Source organism: Streptacidiphilus sp. BW17 (assembly GCF_041262485.1).
Lineage (GTDB): Bacteria > Actinomycetota > Actinomycetes > Streptomycetales > Streptomycetaceae > Streptacidiphilus.
Window position 1 is genome coordinate 64,633 of the sequence record NZ_JBGCCR010000023.1, and the last position, 19,770, is coordinate 84,402.

Genomic DNA, 19,770 nt, shown 5'->3' on the forward strand with positions numbered 1-19,770 from the left:
CGTCCGCCGCACGGTCGCGCGGCTCGAAGCCGGCTGGAGTCGGGCTCGAGTCGGCGGTCGTCGGGCGCGGGGAACAAGCGCGGGCCCCCGCACATTGACCTCACCGACGGAAAGTTCGCCGACGGAGAGGACCGCCATGACACTGCGCCTCGGGCTGAGCCTGCCTCAGTTCAAGCAGTACACGCCCGGAAAGGACGTCGCGGAGGTGGCACGCGCCGCCGAGCGGATCGGCTACGACAGCGTCTGGGTGTTCGAGCGGCTGCTGGTGCCCGAGGAGCCCACCCAGGGTCTCTTCGGCGTCCCCGGCCTGCCCTGGCCCGACACCTACCGCTCGGTCGCCGAACCGCTGATGACGATGGCGACGGCCGCCGCGGTCACCGAACGGGTCAGGATCGGCAGCAGCGTGCTGGTCGCCTCGCTGCACATACCGTTCCAACTGGCCAAGCAGCTCGCCACGCTCGACGCCGCCAGCGGCGGCCGGGTGCTGGCGGGCTTCGGCACGGGATGGTCCCACGACGAGTACGCGGCGGCCTCGGTCGTGCCCTTCGCCGAACGTGGCGCGCAGCTCGACGAGTTGCTCGACGTCGTGGCGGCGGTGTGGGGCGCGGATCCGGTGAGCTACGACGGCCGGTGGACGAAGGTCGCCCCCGCCGTGGTGGGGCCGAAGCCGGTCCGTCCGATCCCGGTGCTGCTCGCGGGCGCGAGCCGTCCCGCGCTGGCCCGCGTGGCCCGCCGCGCGGACGGCTGGCTGCCGGTCGGGGTGCCGTTCGACAAACTGCCCGGCGTCTGGGCCCGGCTCCGTGAGGAGGCCGAGGCGCACGGGCGTGACGCCTCGGGCATGGAGCTCATCGGCCGGGCCAACATCCGGATCACCCCGGACGCCCTGACCGAGGAGGGCCGTCAGCAGTTCACCGGCAGCCGCGCCCAGATCCTCGCGGACGTGGCGGCGGCGTCGGCGGCGGGCGTCCACGAACTCCTGCTGGACCTCCAGGGCAGCGGCAAGGACGCCCACCACCTGATCGACCTGGCGGCGGAGTTCCACGAGGCCGTCCGCGCGGCCGGGGTGTGACCGTCAGGTGGCGCGGCGGTCAGCGGCTTTCGACGCGGCCGTCGCGTCGCCGCAGCTCGGCGGCGATGTCATCGACCGCCGCCTTCGCGTCGCGGAGGTTCGCCCCCGTCCGCTCGCGGTAGAACTTGATCGCCTGGATCTTCTTGCCCGCGCGCACGGCGTCCTCGACGTCGACGAGGGCCGGGTCGCCGCCGAACCCGGCACGGTTCCCCGAGGCGTCGAACCCGAAGTGGGCAAGGAGCACGTCCAGCTTCTGCTCGATCGCCTCAAGCCGCTGTTCGACCGAAGGCCGGTCCATCTTTTCAAGATCCATACCCGCACAATATTGCGAGCGGACCGTCCCTGTCCCACCTACGCTGCAACGCATGCTGATCGCTCGGCCCGACGGCCTCGTCCTGGACACCGACCCGGCCCGCATCGACCGCGACCGGGTGCACGGTTGGCTGGGGTCCGACGCCTACTGGGCGATGGGTCGCAGCCACGAAACCGTGATGCGATCGATCGATCACTCGCTCGTCTTCGGCGTCTACCGGGACGACGAACAGGTGGCCTTCGCCCGGGTGGTCACCGACTACGCGGTCTTCGCCTGGCTCGCCGACGTCTACGTCGCCCGCGAGCTGCGCGGACGCGGCATCGGCACCTGGATCGCCGAGGCCGTCGTCGCCGAGCTCGCGCCGTACCGGCTCAAGCGGCTGATGCTGGCCACCGTGGACGCGCACGACGTCTACGCCCGCGCGGGCTTCGCCCCGGTCCGCGATCCGCAACACCTGATGGCCCTGTCCTGGACCCCTGAGGCGCTGTCCGGGACGAGGCCGGACCCGGCAGGCGGGGCTGTTACGGGGTCTGCCTAGACTCAACGCCGTGACGAAGCTCTTCCTGATCATCCACATCATCGCCGCGATCATCGCGATCGGTCCGGTCGCGATCGCCGCGAGCATGTTCCCGCCGGTCGCACGCAAGGTGCTCGCCGCCCCCGACGAGGTCGAGCAGACCGCGACGCTGGGCGTGCTCAACCGGATCTGCAAGGTCTACGCCCTGGTGGCCCTGGCCGTGCCGATGTTCGGCTTCGCGGCAGCGGGCGTGATGAAGGTCACCGGCCAGACCTGGGTGATCGTTTCGATCGTCCTCACCGCGATCGCCGCCGTCGTCCTCGCCGCCCTGGTGCTGCCGCGCCAGACGGAACTGCTGACCGGCAAGGGCGCCGGCGACCGCGCGGTCACCGTCAAGGACACCAAGCAGCTGGCGATGTTCACCGGCGTCTTCAACCTGCTCTGGGTCGCCGTCACCATCATCATGATCGTCCGCCCCGGCTCGACGCTGGGCCACTGACGCGATGAGACGGAATCAATGCGCGCGGGAGGCCGTTGACCTCCATATGAACGACGACGCGGCCGCACCCACCGACTCCCCTCTGGTGCCCTTGGTACCGCTGCTCCAGCTTCCCGGCCTGCCGACGTCGACGGGTGAGGACGTCCCGGTCTGCGGCCCGGACGGCTGCGCGGTGCCACAGCGGGAGCAGTGGGAACAGCGGGACCAGTCGTCGGAGCAGGACTGAGCGCATGACACGACGGAGGGCCCGTCGGGTGGCACGACCACGCGACGGGCCCTTTCGTTTTCGTTTCGTTCGATCACCGTTCGATCACTGGAAGACATCCGCCAGCGCGGTGAAGATCAGCGCCGTGGAGGTCGCGCCCGGGTCCTGGTGACCGATGCTGCGTTCGCCCAGGTAGGAGGCTCGGCCCTTGCGGGCCTGCAGCGGCACCGTCGCCTTCGCGCCGTCCTCCGCCGCGTGGGCTGCCGCGCGCGCCGCGTCCGCGAAGCCGAGGCGCTTGCCGGCCGCGTCGTCGAACGCCGTGACGGCCGGGCCGAGGGCGTCGACCATCGTCTTGTCCCCGGCCGCCGCCGCGCCCAGCGCCCGGACCGCGTCGAGCCCGGACCGCAGCGCCAGCGCGAACTGGTCCGCGTCGGCCTCCGGCGTGGCCAACTGCTTGCCGATTGCGCGGAACGCGGACCCGTAGAGCGGGCCGGACGCGCCGCCCACACTCGAGATCAGCGTCATGCCGACCTTCACCAGCAACTGCCCCACCGTCCCCGGCGCGAAGTCGCCACCCAGCGCGGCCCGCACGGCCGTGAATCCACGGTGCAGGTTGGTCCCGTGGTCCGCATCGCCGATGGCGGCGTCGAGTTCGGTCAGCTCACCCTTGCGCTCACCGACGGCAGTCACCACCGCCTCGATCCAGGCCCGGCAGCGCACCAGGTCCAGCGTGTCGGGCTGCTGCGCCGGGCTGCCGTCGGCAGGGCGATCGTCCATGTTCAAGCCGGCGTCCCTTTCCAGATTCTGACGATATGTCATACGCCCCAGCGCAACGCGGGAGTGTTCACGGGCGCGTCCCACAGGTCGAGCAGTTCGTCGTCCGCGCGGCACAGCGTCACCATCGCCCCCGCCATGTCCAGGCTGGTCACGTAGTCGCCGACCAGGCTGCGCGCGATGGTGATCCCCCGGACGTCCAACTGCCGTGCCACCTCGTTGAAGAGGATGTAGAGCTCCGAAAGCGGGGTTCCGCCGAGCCCGCTGACCATCGCGATCACCTCGCGCGGATCCGGGTCGCCACTCTCGTTGTCGCCACTCTCGTCGAAGACCGACTCGGCCAGAATCGCATCGAGGGCCAATGCCGCCACCTCCCGTGCCGGGGCGAGCTTCTGACGACTCCTCCCCGGTTCGCCGTGGATTCCGACGCCGATCTCCATCTCGTCGTCCGGGAGTTGGAATCCGGGCTTGCCGTTGGCGGGAGTTGTGCACGCGGTCAGTGCCACCGCGAAGGAGCGGGAGCGGGCATTGACCCGCCGCGCGATGTCCGCCACCGAGCCGATCCCAGCCCCGCGTTCGGCCAGGGCACCGGCGATCTTCTCGACGAAGACCGTCGCCCCCGTGCCGCGCCGCCCGGCCGTCCAGGTCGAGTCGCGCACCGCCACGTCGTCGTCGACCAGGACCGTCTCGACCCGGATCCCGGCGTCCTCGGACGCCAGCTCGGCCGCCATCTGGAAGTTAAGCACGTCGCCGGTGTAGTTCTTCACGACGAACACCACGCCCGCACCGCTGTCCACCGCCTGCGCGGCGGCCAGCATCTGACCGGGCACCGGGGAGGTGAACACCTCGCCGGGGCAGGCCGCGTCCAGCATCCCCAGGCCCACGAAGCCGCTGTGCAGCGGCTCGTGCCCGGATCCGCCGCCGGACACCAGCGCCACCTTTCCTGGCCTGGTCCGGCTGGCCCGCGTGACGAACGGCCCGCCGCCGCCCGCACTGCCTGTCTCGACGCGCAGCGACGGATGCGCCGCCGCCAGGCCCGCGAGCGTGTCCGCCAGGACGGACTCGGGGGTGTTGAGGAACTTCTTCACCAGATCCTCCTCGGGCGCTGCTTCTGTGCTTCTGTACGTCTGTACCTCTGACTTCTGTACTTCTGTGTCGCAATGCTCCGACTTCGGCGAGGCCGAAACTAGCATCGCTACATGACTGAGAGCAGCAACGCGCCCACCGATCGTGCTGATATGTCGAACGCACGTCCTGCACGTGAAAGCTCATCTGACCTGGTGGGCCTGGTGGGTCTGGTGCTGGTCTCCCACAGCGCGCGGCTCGCGGACGGTCTGCGCGAGCTGCTCGATCCGCTCGGGGGCGGCCTGGTCCGCGTGGTCCCCGCAGGCGGGATGGACGACGGCAGTCCCGAGGGCGCGCTGGGCACCGGCTACGAACGGATCGAGGCGGCCGTGGCCGCAGCGGACGCCGGAGCCGGCGTGCTGCTGCTCCCGGACCTGGGCAGCGCCGTACTGACCGCGCGTCTGGTCCTGGCCGAGCTGGGCCGCGACGACGTGGTAGTGGTCGACGCACCCTTCGTCGAGGGCGGCGTCGCGGCCGTCGTCGCCGCGTCGACCGGCGCGTCGCTCGCGGATGTCGCCGCGGCAGCCCGCGAGGCCCGGACGATCCCGAAGTTCTGACCTCCTGTACGCGTCCGGACAAGTCACCCACCCCGGTGAGCTGTGACAATGGATCCGCAGCAGTGGAGCAGTGCAGCGGTAGAGCGGTAGAGCGGTACAGCTGCTGCGGTGGAGCGGTACAGATGGAGAGCGAGGAACCTCGTGGGCAGTCCTGTCGACCGACTGGTGGACCTTCTCGACCTCGAGCAGATCGAGGTCAACATCTTTCGCGGACGCAGCCCCGAGGAGTCCCTGCAGCGGGTCTTCGGCGGCCAGGTGGCCGGTCAGGCCCTGATCGCCGCCGGGCGCACCGTCGACCCCGAGCGCCCGGTGCACTCGCTGCACGCCTATTTCCTGCGCCCCGGCACGCCGGGCGTCCCGATCGTCTACCAGGTGGACCGCATCCGGGACGGCCGGTCGTTCACCACCCGGCGCGTGCTGGGCGTGCAGCAGGGCAAGACGATCTTCGCGCTGACCGCCGACTTCCACCTGCCGGAGGAGTCGCCGTTCGAGCACCAGGTCACCATGCCGGACGTCCCGTCACCGGAGTCGGTCCCGTCCGCGCTGGAGGAGGTCGGCTCGGTCCTGGGCGAGCTGCCGCCCTTCATCAGCCGCCGTCAGCCGTTCGACCTGCGTTACGTGGAGCGGCTGCGCTGGACCGAGGAGGAGGTCAAGGAGCTCGAACCGCGCAGCGCCGTCTGGCTCCGCACCAACGGCGCCCTCCCGGACGACCCACTGATCCACACCTGCGCGGTCACCTACGCCAGCGACATGACCCTGCTCGACTCGGTCCGTGTTCCGGTCGAACCGCTGTGGGGCAAGCGGAACTTCGACATGGCCTCACTGGACCACGCAATGTGGTTCCACCGGCCGTTCCGGGCCGACGAGTGGCTGCTCTACCAGCAGCAGTCGCCGATCGCGGTCGGCGGCCGGGGCCTCGCACACGGGCAGATCTTCGACCGGAGCGGACAGCTGGTCGTCTCGGTGATGCAGGAGGGCCTCTTCCGCCGCATCGAGTAGGTCGATCGGTAGATCAGCTGTCCTCGGTCGCGAGCAGGTCACGAAACCGGGACCGGCTGCCACCGGCGATCGGACGTGGGCGAAGATGCCCCGTGGCCACCGCACAGCAGTCCGATTCCCATCCGCCCGAACCCGAGCCCGTTCGCGAGGCAGGCGTTCCGGCCGCTCCCGGCGTTCCGCCCGAGCCCGGCTCCGAACCGCGGTCCGCGGCGGGCCGCCTGCGACGGCTCGCGGGCAGCGCGCTCGCCGACATCACGCCGCTGCGCGAGCACCCGCACTACCGGCGGCTCTGGCTGGGCCAGTCCGTGTCCGGCGTCGGCCAGCAGATGACCGCACTCGCCGTCTCCGTCCAGGTCTACGCACTGACCCGGTCGCCCCTGGCCACCGGCCTGATCGGGCTCTGCTCACTGCTCCCGCTGGTGGCCTTCGGGCTCTATGGCGGCGCGATCGCCGACCGGATGGACCGCCGCAAGCTGGGCCTCCTCGGCGCGAGCGGCGCGGCCGTGGTGTCGGTGTTCCTGGCCGTCCAGGCCCTGCTCAACCTGCACACGGTCGGACTGCTCTACGCGGCGGTCGCGCTGCAGGCCGTCTGCTTCGCCCTCAACGCACCGGCCCGCTCGTCCATGATCCCGCGCCTGGTCCCGGCCGAGCAGCTCCCGGCGGCCAACGCGCTCGCCTCGGTCAGCATGAACCTGGGCCTGACGGTCGGGCCGATGCTGGGCGGGCTCGGCATCGGGCTCTGGGGCTACCAGGCCGCCTACCTGTTCGACGTCGTGGCCTTCTCGGCGTCCCTGTACGCGATGTGGCGACTGCCGTCCATGCTCCCGGACCGGGCGGCAGCCTCCGGCAAGCGCGCCTCCGTCCTGGACGGCCTGCGCTTCCTGCGCGAGCGGCCCAACCTGCGGATGACCTTCCTCGCCGACATCGCGGCCATGGTGTTCGGCATGCCGCGCGCCCTCTACCCCGCCCTCGCGCTGACCCTCTACGGCGGTGGCGCGGGCACCGTCGGCCTGCTCGCCGCGGCCCCGGCGGTCGGGGCGCTGATCGGCGCACTCTTCTCGGGCTGGGTCAGCCGCGTCCACCGCCACGGCCTGGCCACGGCCTGGGCCGTCGCCGCCTGGGGTCTCACCATCGCCGGGTTCGGGCTGGTCCACCAGCTCTGGCTCGGCCTCCTGCTGCTGGCAGGCGCGGGCGCGGCGGACACCGTCTCGATGATCTTCCGCAACACGATGATGCAGGAGGCCGCCCCGGACGACATGCGCGGCCGCCTCCAGGGCGTCTTCATCGTCGTGGTCGCCGGTGGCCCGCGCCTCGGCGACTTCGAGTCCGGCCTGGTCGCCCAGCTCACCTCCCCCACCATCTCCGCCACCTCCGGCGGCCTCGCCTGCCTGGCCAGCCTCGTACTCCTGCTGGCCCGTTACCCGTCCTTCCTCCGCTACGACTCGCGCACGCCCACGCCGTGATGCCATGACCCCGTGACCTGCACACATCCCCCGGCAAACCTGTGCACAAGCACGGCCCCGGATCCTGTATTGTTCTTCCTGTGCCCGGGAGACCGGGGACGGACCGCAAAGCCGCAAGGCAACGCAGTCACGGGACGTGGCGCAGCTTGGTAGCGCACTTGACTGGGGGTCAAGGGGTCGCAGGTTCAAATCCTGTCGTCCCGACCAGCGTTTTCGCAGGTCGGAGGCCGTTTCCACCGAGAGGTGGGGACGGCCTTTTCGTTGTCTTCGCGCCTGGTGGTCGCAGTGTGGTCGCACCACGCGGCAGCCGCGTGGACCGACTGTCGCAATTCGCTTGACCTGGAATCGGTTTGAGCTCGATCAGCTGGTTCCGGTGCCCCGCAATGTGGTCGTCCTGTGGTCGCAACACCGCCCGAAGCGCCACAACGGTCGGCAGGACGGCGCGGTCGGCCCGGTCCAGCGTGTCGTCGATGGTGTACACGGCCTGGCGGGCGGCCTGGGCGGTGAGGTGGGCGTAGATGTTCGCCGTCGTGGACAAGGTGGCATGGCGCAGGGTCTTGGAGACCACGGTGAGCGGCACACCATTGGTGATGGAGATCGTGGCGGCGAGATGCCGCAGGTCATGGATGGCGCACCGGGGCACGTCGGCCTTGTCGCAGAGCCAGTAGAAGCGCCGCAGGACGCAGGCGGGGTGCAGCGGCCGTCCACCGGCCCGGCTGAAGACGAATCCCCCGTGATCCCCTCCCCCATCGGCCAAGTCGTCTGCGGCTGCACGGTCTTCGAGGGCGTGGGCGACGCGGTCGGAGAGCGCGACCCAGGTCTTGCTGCTGCGGGTCTTCGGACTGGTGAGGACCAGTCGGTTGTTGTCGACGGCCGACAGGGTGCACCGGACGAAGAGGATGCGCTCCGTCAGGTGGATGTCGTCCCAGTGCAGTCCGAGCGCTTCGCCCTTCCGCAGGCCGGTTCCGATGATGACCTCGACGAGGTCGGCGAAGAGCGGGTCGAGTGTGTGGCAACAGCGCAGGAACCGGGCCGCCTGGTCCGGGGTCCAGATGTGGCGTTCCGCGGCGGCGGGGCGTGGGATGACGGTGGGGCGGGCGAGGTTGCGGGCGAGGCGGTGGTGGCGGACCGCGTCGCCGAGCGCGCTGGACAGGGTGGCCAGGATCTGGTGGACGGTGACCTTCCCGCGTCCGCGTTCGAGCTGGGTGTGGACGTAGCCGGCCAGGTGGGCGTAGCCGAGGTCGTCCAGGAGCACGTCGCCCAGGGCGGGGATGAGGTCGTTGGCGACGTAGTCGCGGTAGCGCGCGAAGGTCGTCGGCTTCAGCAACAGCTGCTTGGCTTCCAGCCAGGCGCTGAGGTAGTCGGCGAGCGTCTGGTTGGGATCCGCGTTGAAGCCGACGGCCGTGCCCTCCAGCAGCCGGCGCAGGGCGGCGCGGGCGGCCTGCTCGGTGGGGAAGCCGCCTCGACGGACCGTGGTGCGGCGGTCGGTGCCGGGCAGGTCCACGGCGAAGGTCCAGGTCCCGTGCCCCGGATCCGAGAGCAGGTCCGGGCAGCGGGCACCGAGCTGGCGGCGCTGAGGATCTCGGCATCCGCAGCGACGGTAGACACGTCCACGACCCGCGATGGCACGCATGGTGATCGCCTCCCAAGCAGGGCTGGCCCAGTGACTCCATTTTCGATCTTCGTATGGCCGCCCATGCGACCACCTGGCGACCACGCAGCCGGTCCAGAGGCTCTGACCTGTGCCGATCCCCTAAAGGTGCGTTCCATCACCGCGTTCCTACTGGTGCCGTTGCCACGGATGTTCCTGCATCGGCTGCGGCTGCTCGTCCGCCCGGAGACGGTGCAGCAGAGCGGCGAGGAACACACGGTCCTACGGTGTGAACGTCACCTTGCGTCCGCCGAGCTGTCGATCAAGGACGGCGACCTGGTGGCGTAACACGAGGATCTCCACGTCCTTCTCGCGGTCGCTCATCGGCAGGAGCCGCACGGCGGCGAAGGCGTGGGTGACCGCCAGGTAGGCAAGGCGCAGCAACAAAGGCGATCCTCTTGCCGTACCCCCATCAGCCTCTGAACTGGGCGGATGACATTCTCGGCAGGCGCAGTGTCGCCGCCTGATCAGGTCACGGTGCCAGCGCAGGACCGTGTCCGGGCTGACCACCAGGCGGATCCTACGCAGCGCCTGCCAGGGCAGTCCCGACAGCAACGCTGCCAGGAACGCCCGGTCCTCCGGCCTGAACCTCGGACGCTCACCACCGAGCTGCCGCTGCAAGACCGTGAGCTGGTGGCGCAAGGCCAGGATCTCGACATCCTTCTCGCGGTCGCTCATCGCAAACAGGCGCAGGGCCGCGAAGCCCCGGGAGACCGACAAGTACGCGAAGCGCATGAACACGAGACGCGATCATGCCGGATCGGAACACCCCCGGGTGCAGGAACCTCCTGACCTGTATGGACGCAGTATTCGGCACCCACAACATCGGCCCCCGGTTCGCGTGAGCCACAACGGCACCACCGCTTCCTCGACTCAGTCGACGCCGAACCGTCGCTGGAGCTCACGGAACTGTGCCCAGGCGTCGCGCTCCTCGGCGGCGCTGCGCTCAGCGTCCTCCTCCCAGCTGACCGTGGGGAACAAGCCGGACTTCTCCCAGGTATCGAGCACGCTGTGGTCCCGGTGGTCCCATTCGCCTGGGAGATAATCACCGACGCTGTACAGCACTCGCAGATCGGCACCCACGAGGCGCAGAGTGGACCGGCTCGCATAGGCGCGCCGGTGCAGTGGACTCCGGGCGTCGAGTTCCAGTGCCCCCAGGTACGGTTCGGACTGCTCCAACAGGGCCTCGTGCAAGTCCTGAAGCTGATGTGCGCGAAGCCCTTCGACGACGGCGACCGCGACGTTCTTGGTGGCCAGCAGGGCCGCCAGCCCCACCACCTCGAAGCTACTCCAGTGACGCTCGCCACCAAGGGACAAGAGCTTGGCGGCGAGGTCGTCAACCCCTCCGTCTTCCAGGAGCTTGCGCACGAGCAGGCTCATCGTCCCGACCCGGCAATCGCGGCGGTACTCCGGCACGACTCGTGCGGCCTGGCAGATGGTGGCCCGCTCGATCCATCCGGGCAGGACCTCATCCTCGTCGAAGTGCAGGGCCACCGAGACGGGCGGCGCCATGGCGGTGGACTGCCGGGGCGCTGCTGCCAGCGGCTGTGCTGGTGAGTGCTCCGCCTGACCAAGGGGCACCTGCCGCGGCACGCTACCGTCGTGCGTAGAGGCGACTTCGAAGAGGGAAGCGGCCTGAGTCTGCGGGTGCCCGAAGACGAGCGCGGACACCTTGATCGCCCGGTCGGAAATTCCAACCACGAAACCGACACCCGCATAGTGCTGCGCATCGTCGGACCTAAGGTCCGTGGTCGCGGTGGTGGTCGTCAGCCATGCGGGATCGAACCGGACCCGGACGGTGCGCAACCCCAGTTGGAAGGTCAGCTGCGGATCGTGCTCCCACGTGCCTTCCAGCGGAGCCGGCGGGATCGTCGGCGCGTTGCGGCAACGCATCGCCCCGGAGAAGGACACCAGCATGCCGACGGCCAGTGACTCGACGCGATCCTCATCCAGCGGGGTGGCCTGTTCGTTCCAGCCCTCGAAGACGGAACGCAACTGCCCCACGAACTGCCCGGACTTGATGCCCTGGCCATGAAAGGCCTTATTGGTGTCGAAACCGACCCGATCGGCAACCAGCTGGAGCAGCGCGCCCGACTCACGCATCGCCATCCGCGGCATGTTGAGGTAGTCGACGGTGGCGTAGCGGACCCGCCACAGCCGTCCGGACTCGCGGAGCGAGGCGGCGTAGGTCTCGTGGTCGACCTTGCGCTGCTGGAGCGCCGGGGTCGGATATGCGGCCGGCTGCTTGTCGATCAAGTCGTGGCAACCAGGGCAGAGCAGGATCAGGTTCGTCACTGCGTCGCGTTGGCCCTGAGGCATGCCCGGAACCGCGCGCGGACCCTTGTCCGCTTGGGCAACAATGTGCGCGTAGTGAGCGGTCGGAGAAGTGCCTCCTATTCCGGAGTCGAGGGGCTCGCGGCAGAGGTAACACATCCCGAGGCCGAGACGCCACAGCTCGCGCTTCACCGCTTCGGTGACCTTGGCCTTGCGCACGCTTCCCATCAGAGGCTCCCTCGTGGCCTTCTTGATCTCTCCACTCGCCGTCCAGTTGTCAGGAGGACGGATCACGATCGATCGCCTTCAGCAGAACCAGCAACTGCTCCGCCGTCGCGAGACGCTTGACGTCCTCCGCGGGTGCGTCCACAGCCCAGTGCGCGAGGTCGTTGCGATAGGTGACGACCTCCCGGAGCCTGGTCACGATGTCCTCCCGCTCATAAGGCCAGTCGAGCTTGGACCACCGCACGTCGTCGTCCAGTAGGAAGGGGTAGTTGCCGAAGGTGAGGTCCTTGGGCTCCTTGATCTTGGATGCCTTGCCCGTATTGCGGCCGAGTGCCGCTCGCAGCTCATCCACGGACAGGCCACTCACTGCACGCCGAAGGCGACGCTCGAGTTCTTCAAGGACGATAAAGGGTCGGATCCGCTGCTTGAGTTGCTGAGCGAGGTCTGCGGCACTGAGCAGGCCGACGACGACGTTCTCGGAGTCGACGATGATCAGGTGTCCGTGCCTTCGGATGTCATCGATCCGAGAGAAGAGCTCCTCCTGCTCACGGGCGATCTTCGGGTGCCGATCCATGGCATCCACGAGCGACTCGGCGCGGCCTGCGAGCCCGGTCTTGGCGAGGCTCTCCAAGGAGATGACGCCGCGCAGCCGCTGATGTGCATCCACCACCGGGAGTTGGGTGCACCGCCCCTCCACCAGCCAGGTGATCGCGCGCTCCAAGGGAGCGCCCTCGTCTATCGTCAGAACCTCGCGACTGAGCGGCAGGTGCGCGATCCTCAGTGCGAGGTCGTCCGCCACACCCTTGCTCTGCCCGCCCTGTGGCTCCGGCGTCAGATCATTCGTCGACTCGGCGGCCTCCGCGGACTCCAGTGCCGATACTGTCACCAGCCCATCGAGCGGCACCTCGGTGAAGTGTGGCTCGACCTGCAACGCAAGGTCGGCGAGCGCTCGGTCGACGATGTCAATCACTTCGGCGGTGCGCCGCTGCCACCCCGCCAGCCCGATAAGATCGCGGGCCGTCAACTGGCGGGTACCGACTTCGGCGACCTCCAACCGCAACGCCTCAAAATCCGTCGGCGGTTCCACGTATCCGTGGTACCCCGGATCCTTGCCAGACTCCGCCAGGGCAGCGACCCTGGCGGACGCGTCACGGCGATTCAGTTCACTGATGGTCAGGAAGGCACCCATGCTGTCGCGCAGATCACCGTCCACCACCGCACGGTCCACGTCTTTGCGTATCCAGGTGATGCCACGGACGTGCCTAAGTCCCGCCGGGGCGTCCGCCCGGAACTCGTAGTCCCCCGTCAGTCGTCCGATCGCCACGACCTTGCGATACTTCCGCGGCATGACCACGAGATCGTCGACTGCCATCGTCGAGCGGAATCGCCAGAGTTGGTGCTTCCAGTTCTCCAACGTGCGGGGCGCCTCGCCCGGATACGTCGAGCGCAGCAGGGTACCGAGGTCATCGATCGTCTTGCACTCGGTGAGATCACCGAGTTGCTCCCAGCCAGCGATCACCAAGCCCCCATCAAGGGCCGCGTCCTCTCGCTCGCCGTGCCGGCCGCCCCGTACCGTCCATGCCCGAACCATGTCCCGCCCCCACTGACGATCGATCTTCGAGACCACGTATGGTAACCAGTTCCCGGGCTCGTCAATGACGCTGCAGGCAGGATGAGTTGGGCGCACAGCGAGCCTGCGTGTCGATCGCCTTCGGAACCTGCGCCTGCCGACACTTTCATCCGCGCTGCTCAAGCGGCAGGTCGGTACCTCGTGGATGAAGGGATCGCGGTCGCTCCGGCGTGCAGTCAGTTCCTCCCGCACACCTACGGCGATCGCGCCGAGGTAGCCGAAAAGGTCCCGGCGACCGAAGTATCCCTCTCAACCCTGGTCGTGGAGAGAGGACGGGGTGCCGCACGCTCTGCAACCCTGTGGGCTAAAGTCCGTCGGTTGCGGGCTCATCATTCGAAGAGCCGTGGTTCCTGCGCTCCACCTCCCTTCACCGGTCGGCGGAACCCTGGGGACACGGGCAGGATCGTTTCCGCTGTCAGGTCAGCTTGAGTGATGAGACGCCCAGAGCAGATCTCGTCCAGCAACGTGGCCTGGTGCGGCTCCTCTTCGACGAGGAAGCCGATGACGTTGAGGAGGTCCAGGAGTTCGGTCGTTCGGTCGGGCGTCCATCGTTGTGCGACGACGTGGTCAAGGTCGAGGCGGCGCTTGCCGGCCGGTTGCTTCCTGCGGTAGCCGAACCACTTGTCGAGTACGTTCATCCCGGACACGGCGTATGCGCGGATCTGGCTCGGCACCGGCGAGATGCGTCCCTCGCCGACCCGGAGCTCCTGGGTGACCGGGTCATAGATCAGTTGCTGGGGCATGGACGCCTCGTCGTCCGGTATTTCTTCCACGCATTGCGGCCGGTGGATGGGGAGGCGAGGCGCTCCGGCGGGCCGTCCGTTCTCGGGGTCTACGTAGCGTTCGCCGTAGGTGTGAGCCCACAGGATGCGGCGGCCGATGTCGACGCCGCGCTGCCAGAGTGCCGGTTCGTCGGTGAGTGGGATGCGGGCTCCTGGGTCTTCCAGGTCTTCGCGGAAGCGGTCGGTGTAGCCGGGGTGGGCGGTCACGGCGGCGATGTAGGCGAGCAGGTCCTCGGGCGAGACGGGCGCACCGAACGGGCGGCTGAGGAGGCCGAGAAGGCCGGGTGCGATGTTGGCATGCCGACCCTCGGCGTCGCGATACAACGGACGGGCGCAGCCGCTGCGGCCATTGAAGTAATGCATGTCAGGGATCAGGGCGCTGAACACGAGTCCGGGGCCGTCCGTGATCGGGTGGGCGTTCTGCTCCACGGTGTAGATCTGGCGGACACTGCGGACACGCCACAGGTCCGGGCGGCCGCGGACCATCAATCGGTGGTCGGGCATGATGAGTTGGCGATCGAAGGATCGGTAGCCCACGGGTACGGACTTCGGCTGCTCCCGTCGCTCCTCGCGCAGCGTGCTGTGGGAGTAGCCGTCCACTCCTGGCAGCGGTTCCACCAGTGAGTCGATGGTTCGATCAGGCGCCTCGCCCAGCAGCTCACGGCGTCGATCTGCATCGGCCGCCAGGAATCGCTTCCAGCGGTGCCGCAGCGTCTCTGCGTCCGGGGCGTAGACCCAGGTCCGACCGGGGGTTACCCCGCGCGAGGACCATGGCATCAGCTCGTCCAGGCTAGGTGACGAGGCCCACAGGTTGCTGCTCGGGGGCAGGAATGCGTCGGTCATCCCATGGGCGCATTCGCGCCATCGGAGATCATCCAAAGCGAGTGTCTGCAGTTGTTCGATCTTCTCCTCGCGCCGGCCGAAGAGTTGGATGTGCCTGACGGTGGCGGGAGAGCTTGTTCGCTGGCTGCGGCGCACGAACACGGCGATGCACAGTTGTTGCGCGACACCGGGAAAGATGCGGGTCGAGACGTCGGGCCGGTGTCCCTCTGGTGAGAGGTCGACTATCCAGCCCTCGTCGGCTCTGGAACGCAGGTAGCGGCGCATTCCGGCGAAGGCGCGGCTCTTGAGCCAGGCCTTCGGCGTGATGAGTGCGACCACCCCGAAGGGGGCGTCCTGGTGCGCGTCGAAGACCTTCCAGGTGGCCCAGCGCCAGAAGTAGGCGTAGAGGTTCGACATCTTCGATTCGTAGCGGCCGTTCCCGGGGATCCGGAAGGCATCGATGGGCGGGGGCTCAAGTGCCCCAGGGTCTCCGCTCTCCACCCACTTGCCGGCGCCGCGCCCGACGGCATCGTGCGGTGGGTTGCCCAGCACGACCATGACGCGTTCGTCGCGTTTGACGCTGTTGGCCTGTTTGCGGGATTCGGCGAGAGCTCGGTAGGTATGGGGGATCCAGTTGAATTCGGCGGTCGGGCTGTCCAGCGCATCCGCGACCAGCAACCGCATGCCCCGGGCTGGGGCCGCGGAGCCGTAGCGCTTGAGCATGGCGTGCATCCGCAGCTCGGCAACGGCGAATGGGCCGGTCTGCATCTCGAATCCGACAAGTCGCTCACCGACTATCTCGCGCAGCCGCGGGCCCACGGCTCCCGGCCCCTCCCTCTCCGCGATCGCCCCGGCGGCTCGCTCCAGCACATAGAGGAGGAACGTGCCAGTGCCCATGGCCGGGTCCACAACCACCAGATCCTGGGATGCGAAGCCCTCTGGGAGGCCGAAGTCTCTTGTGAGTATGGCTTCCGTCAACCGCACCATGGCCGACACGACGCCATGGGGCGTGTAGTAGGAGCCCGTACGCATCCGCAGGTCCGCGTCGTAGAGCTGCAAGAAGTGCTCGTAGAGCAGGAAGTACGCGTCTCCCGTTCCATCGTCCAACCTGTCCCAGTCCACCGCGCCGACGACGCGAAGCAATGTCTCCAACGTGGTGGAGAGGGCGGCGGCGGAGTCTACGGTGAGCACCTCCAGCGCCTTGCCCATCAGGGAGTGCTTCTTGCCGAGTTTCGTTGCGATGCCGTGGACGGTGTCGCCCTCGAATACGATCCCTTCCACCCGGGCGAGAAGCAGGGCGAAGACCACGACCTGTCCGAACTGTTCGACGAACTCCACGTCGGTGGTCTCCGGGAACAGCAGAACGCGCCACTCCTCCGCGAGCTCAGTGAAGGTCGGCGGACGTTCATGTGCCTTCTCCTGGACGATGGCCTCCGCGACCTCGTCGCTCAGCAGGCGGCATAGCCCCGCTACCGATCGGACCAGCTGCCCTGCGCTTCGGGGGGCCTGAGGCGCCCACGTCAGGAAGTCGTGAAGGACGCGAGCCAGCCTGCCGTCGTTTGGGGCCAGGCGCGAGCCGGAGGTGCGCACCGACCCGCGCAATCGCACGACTTCGCCGATCTGCTCACCGTTCTGGTGGAGCGAGAACTCATTCCCGTCGCACAGCAGGACGTTGGGCAGTCTCGCGAGCTTCTTCCACTGCACGGCATTGCGGCCCGTGAGGTTCAGTGGATCGGCTGTGGTGCCAGGTCGCTTCAGCTCGACGTATCCGATGCAAGCTCCGTCAACAGTGACCGCGTAGTCCGGGCGCGCGTCCAGTTCGATGAGCGGCACTTCGCCCGTGAGGGTGACCGTGAGGCCGAGGCCGTGGCAGGCAGCATGGAACAGGTTCTCCAAAGGACCACGAAGTTGATCCTCGGGCCATCCCCCACCCTTGAGCTTCGGAGTGACTTCGGCGCCGAATCGCGACACCGCCTGCGCAACGACCTGCTCGAAGCCCGTTCTGTTTCCGCCACCTCGGACCCCCACCTTTCCCCCTCCCGCTCATCCGCGACAACGCCATGGGCGACGAGCGTCGGCATGAAGCAACACGACGGGCTGCCGACCAGGTTCGGACGACCGTAGCCACCGGCATGGGGGCGGTCGCAGGTTGCACAAGGGGGCGCACGCCATGCCGCCCAATGCGCCGCCCGGCCGGACCAAGCTCCCGCCGCGTGGATTCGAGAATCTTCGACAGCCCAGACCGGGGATGGCATTGACCCCTCAAAGGGAAGTCATAAAATGGACATATTGGCGGCAAGTGCATCCGGGGTCACAATGCCGAACATCAATCAAGAGCGCATGAAATGCTCTCCATTGTTGGGAGCGTCTGCGAACGTCCCCCAACTTCCATGAGAACAGAGTGGCATGACGGCATTTCTGGGGGTCAAGGGGTCGCAGGTTCAAATCCTGTCGTCCCGACTGGGGTTCGCCCGGTCGTTGCAGGTCAGAGGTCGTTTTCTCGCTCGCGAGGAAGCGGCCTCTGGCGTAGGCCACAGCCTGCTTCTCACAACCGCCTCGCCACGCGAGGGCTCGAACGAGCTGCCCTCCCCAGCCAGGAGGGGTCGATTAGAGCCCTTTCCAGCCGCATATCGGGCCATCCGGTCACCGTTGCGGAGCACTTCATCGCTCACGGTAATCGCAGGCGCTGCGCAGCGGGCGCGTACTTGACGCACCTCACGATCGGTCAAGTGCCAATTTTGGGCCGCTTACCGGCCAGCCCCGAGAACTCCACCCGGAACTGCGCGCCAGCAGCCATGGCTCCGGCACATCGTCGGCGGCTGGTGGCCCATTTGCTTTGGGTTCTGGCGATCTGTCAGATCCGCGTCCTACGCTGGTCAGCGGGCCCGCGTCTCCTACCGCGAATCCCATTGCCGCCCCCCGCCACACGATCACCACGCTCCGTCCCGGGAGCGTAGCCACCCACTCGGGCTGCGAGTGATTTCCGAGCCCACTGGTCTGGTCAGCCGCATGCGCGATCACACGAAGACGTCACCGCACTGTCGCTGCCCATTTCGCCAGCGAGGTGAAGTCGTCGACGGAGAGCCCGAGCCGGGGGTCGACCCGGTGCAGCAGTGCGGGTCCATCATGGTGAGCTGCCACCCAGGCGCGATCCGCGTCGGTGATCTCGTCGTCAACCCAAGCGAACGCGCGCCCTTGGGCCCACGCGACGATCCCGGGCGTCTTCCAAAACACTGCACCTGCCGATAACTTCATCCGTGCAGTTCAAGCAGCATGTCGGTACTCATGGATGACGCCACCGAGTCGGTCTCTCCGACGTATGTCCAGGCGGGTGATCTGCCCGGGTTCGAGTGGTTCAGGGACCGGGCGTAGTGGTGCCGCCTGGTTGATGGCTTGGTGGGGCCGGTGGGCGTTGTGATGCTGTTCGAACTCGCGTAGTGCCCGGCGCAGGTGGCTCTCGTTCCAGATCAGTGTCCGGTCCAGGAGTTCGTGGCGGCAGGTCTGCACCCAGCGCTCCATGATGGCGTTCATGCGCGGTATCCGAACGCCGGTGAGCACGACCTGGATGCCGGCATCGGCCAAGATCTGGTCGAAGAGCGCGGGGAACTTCGAGTCCCTGTCCCGGATCAGGTATCTGACGGTGGCTCCGGCGTCCTCCAGGTCCATGACCAGGTTCCGGGCAGCCTGGGCGACCCAGTTCGCGGTCGGGTGCGCAGTCTTGCCGAGGATCCGAACGCGGCGAGTGGCGTGCTCGATGACCGCCAGGATGTACTGGCGCTGGCCAGTCAGGGTGACCGTCTCGATGAAGTCGCAGGCGAGCAGCGCATCGGCCTGAGTGCGCAGGAAGTCGGCCCAGGTGATGGCGCCGCGGTCCGGTGCGGGGTCGATGCCCTCTGCTTTGAGGATCTCCCATACGGTCGAGGCAGCCACCTTGATGCCGAGAGTGGAGAGTTCGCCGTGGACCCTGCGGTAGCCCCAGGACGGATTCTCGCGCACGAGCCGCAGGACCAGGAGCCGGATCGAGCGGACCGTGGGCGGGCGCCCGGACCGCTTCGGCCGGCAGGTTCGCGCGTGGCGCTGCTGCAGGAGATCACGATGCCACCGCAGGATGGTGTCCGGTTGAACCAGCAACCGCATACGGTGCAGGAACTCCCGAGGCAACGGCACCAGCAAAGCAGCGAGGAACGCACGATCCTCCGGACCTAACTGCACCCTGTCCCCACCGAGCTGCCGCTCCAAGACCGCGATCTGATGACGCAGAACAAGGATCTCAGCGTCCTTCTCCCGGTCGCTCATCGGCAGCAGCCGCAGCGCGGCGAAGGCATGGGTGACCGCCAGGTAGGCAAAGCGCAGCAACACAGGTGATCATCCTGCCGCAACCGCCGGCAAGGCTCTGAAATGGGCGGATGACATTTTCGGCAGACGCAGTGTTGATGATGCGGTTCTCGGTGGCGCCGTCGCCCATGTGAATCGTGTAGATCGCCTGTTGGGTGGTGGCGCAGGTGTCGGGAACGTGGACGATGACGCGGGTCCACGCGTTGAGCTGAGTGGCGAGCTTCCAGGAGCCGGTAACCGCCATGGTGCCGGTGACCTGTAGAGCCGCGAGGACCTGCGTCTGTGTGCTTGCCAAGGGGCTGAGTACATGGGAGCTGTTGTTTGAGGCGCCCGTGGTGGTGCTACGGGTCTCTGCCTACCAGAGGTGGAAGTCCTCTTTGGCCTCGTAGTAGCCGGAACTGTCGGGGTTGAAGTTGAAGCTCAGGGTGCCGGCGTCACTCCAGGTCTGGCTGCAGCCGTCGACCATGGGTGGCACCTGGCCGCTGACGGAGGCACCTGGCCCGCGACGAGGACCCGGCAGTCCGCCGCAG

At 68.1% G+C, this 19,770-nt stretch carries 17 protein-coding genes, 1 tRNA gene and 1 pseudogene; 8 read left to right on the forward strand and 11 right to left on the reverse strand.

Annotated features, from left to right (window positions below):
• The first annotated feature begins 136 nt into the window (after positions 1-136).
• Positions 137-1,069 carry an LLM class F420-dependent oxidoreductase gene (locus ABH940_RS25240; protein ID WP_370106225.1) on the forward strand — a complete coding sequence of 311 codons (933 nt, stop codon included), beginning with the start codon at positions 137-139 and terminating at the stop codon, positions 1,067-1,069.
• A 19-nt stretch (positions 1,070-1,088) separates the two neighbouring features.
• Here the strand turns inward: ABH940_RS25240 and ABH940_RS25245 are convergent, their stop codons facing one another.
• Positions 1,089-1,382 carry a hypothetical protein gene (locus tag ABH940_RS25245; protein WP_370106226.1) on the reverse strand — a complete coding sequence of 98 codons (294 nt, stop codon included), beginning with the start codon at positions 1,380-1,382 and terminating at the stop codon, positions 1,089-1,091.
• A gap of 52 nt (positions 1,383-1,434) precedes the next feature.
• On the opposite strand from ABH940_RS25245, the gene ABH940_RS25250 reads away from it, so the two are divergent.
• From ABH940_RS25250 to ABH940_RS25260, 3 genes are read left to right on the forward strand one after another with little or no spacing between them, the layout of a single operon-like run.
• On the forward strand, positions 1,435-1,920 hold the full coding sequence (locus ABH940_RS25250) for a GNAT family N-acetyltransferase (RefSeq protein WP_370106227.1): 486 nt from the start codon (positions 1,435-1,437) through the stop codon (positions 1,918-1,920).
• Positions 1,921-1,930: 10 nt separating this feature from the next.
• Positions 1,931-2,398, forward strand: a complete 468-nt coding sequence (locus ABH940_RS25255) for a hypothetical protein (protein ID WP_370071328.1) — start codon at positions 1,931-1,933, stop codon at positions 2,396-2,398.
• Between the two features lie 46 nt (positions 2,399-2,444).
• Positions 2,445-2,624, forward strand: coding sequence for a hypothetical protein (locus ABH940_RS25260; RefSeq protein WP_370106228.1), 180 nt, complete (start codon positions 2,445-2,447; stop codon positions 2,622-2,624).
• 84 nt (positions 2,625-2,708) lie between these two features.
• Here ABH940_RS25260 and dhaL read toward each other — a convergent pair whose 3' ends face one another.
• Positions 2,709-3,380, reverse strand: a complete 672-nt coding sequence (dhaL, locus tag ABH940_RS25265; RefSeq protein ID WP_370106229.1) for a dihydroxyacetone kinase subunit DhaL — start codon at positions 3,378-3,380, stop codon at positions 2,709-2,711.
• Between the two features lie 38 nt (positions 3,381-3,418).
• Positions 3,419-4,465, reverse strand: coding sequence for a dihydroxyacetone kinase subunit DhaK (gene dhaK / locus ABH940_RS25270; protein ID WP_370106230.1), 1,047 nt, complete (start codon positions 4,463-4,465; stop codon positions 3,419-3,421).
• A gap of 150 nt (positions 4,466-4,615) precedes the next feature.
• Here dhaK and ABH940_RS25275 point away from each other — a divergent pair, with 150 nt between their 5' ends.
• The 4 genes from ABH940_RS25275 (at position 4,616) to ABH940_RS25290 (ending at position 7,728) form a co-directional block, all read left to right on the forward strand.
• A complete protein-coding gene (locus ABH940_RS25275; RefSeq protein ID WP_370106252.1) occupies positions 4,616-5,059 on the forward strand; it encodes a PTS-dependent dihydroxyacetone kinase phosphotransferase subunit DhaM in 444 nt (147 codons plus the stop codon).
• Between the two features lie 141 nt (positions 5,060-5,200).
• Positions 5,201-6,058, forward strand: a complete 858-nt coding sequence (gene tesB / locus ABH940_RS25280; protein ID WP_370106231.1) for an acyl-CoA thioesterase II — start codon at positions 5,201-5,203, stop codon at positions 6,056-6,058.
• Positions 6,059-6,276: 218 nt separating this feature from the next.
• Positions 6,277-7,521, forward strand: a complete 1,245-nt coding sequence (locus ABH940_RS25285) for an MFS transporter (protein ID WP_370106253.1) — start codon at positions 6,277-6,279, stop codon at positions 7,519-7,521.
• Between the two features lie 130 nt (positions 7,522-7,651).
• A tRNA-Pro gene (locus tag ABH940_RS25290) sits at positions 7,652-7,728 on the forward strand.
• Here the strand turns inward: ABH940_RS25290 and ABH940_RS25295 are convergent.
• The 8 genes and pseudogenes from ABH940_RS25295 to ABH940_RS25330 all read right to left on the reverse strand — a co-directional run bounded on the left by ABH940_RS25295 (position 7,691) and on the right by ABH940_RS25330 (position 19,535).
• Positions 7,691-9,025: a tyrosine-type recombinase/integrase gene (locus ABH940_RS25295; RefSeq protein ID WP_370106232.1), complete on the reverse strand. Its 1,335-nt coding sequence runs from the start codon at positions 9,023-9,025 to the stop codon at positions 7,691-7,693. The two genes, ABH940_RS25290 and ABH940_RS25295, sit on opposite strands and share 38 nt — an antisense overlap.
• 369 nt (positions 9,026-9,394) lie before the next feature.
• Positions 9,395-9,907, reverse strand: coding sequence for a hypothetical protein (locus tag ABH940_RS25300; protein WP_370106254.1), 513 nt, complete (start codon positions 9,905-9,907; stop codon positions 9,395-9,397).
• A 138-nt stretch (positions 9,908-10,045) separates the two neighbouring features.
• Entirely contained in the window at positions 10,046-11,674 is a 1,629-nt protein-coding gene (locus ABH940_RS25305; protein WP_370106233.1) for an HNH endonuclease, read from the reverse strand.
• 49 nt (positions 11,675-11,723) lie between these two features.
• Complete coding sequence (locus ABH940_RS25310; RefSeq protein WP_370106234.1) at positions 11,724-13,298, reverse strand: CBS domain-containing protein; 1,575 nt, start codon at positions 13,296-13,298, stop codon at positions 11,724-11,726.
• 332 nt (positions 13,299-13,630) lie between these two features.
• A complete protein-coding gene (locus ABH940_RS25315; protein WP_370106235.1) occupies positions 13,631-16,933 on the reverse strand; it encodes a type ISP restriction/modification enzyme in 3,303 nt (1,100 codons plus the stop codon).
• Between the two features lie 1,002 nt (positions 16,934-17,935).
• A pseudogene (locus tag ABH940_RS25320) lies at positions 17,936-18,139 on the reverse strand (hypothetical protein); the annotation flags it as partial.
• A 30-nt stretch (positions 18,140-18,169) separates the two neighbouring features.
• Complete coding sequence (locus ABH940_RS25325) at positions 18,170-19,264, reverse strand: integrase core domain-containing protein (protein ID WP_370106236.1); 1,095 nt, start codon at positions 19,262-19,264, stop codon at positions 18,170-18,172.
• Positions 19,176-19,535, reverse strand: a complete 360-nt coding sequence (locus ABH940_RS25330) for a hypothetical protein (RefSeq protein WP_370106237.1) — start codon at positions 19,533-19,535, stop codon at positions 19,176-19,178. The genes ABH940_RS25325 and ABH940_RS25330 overlap by 89 nt, the downstream gene beginning before the upstream one ends.
• Positions 19,536-19,770 lie beyond the last annotated feature (235 nt).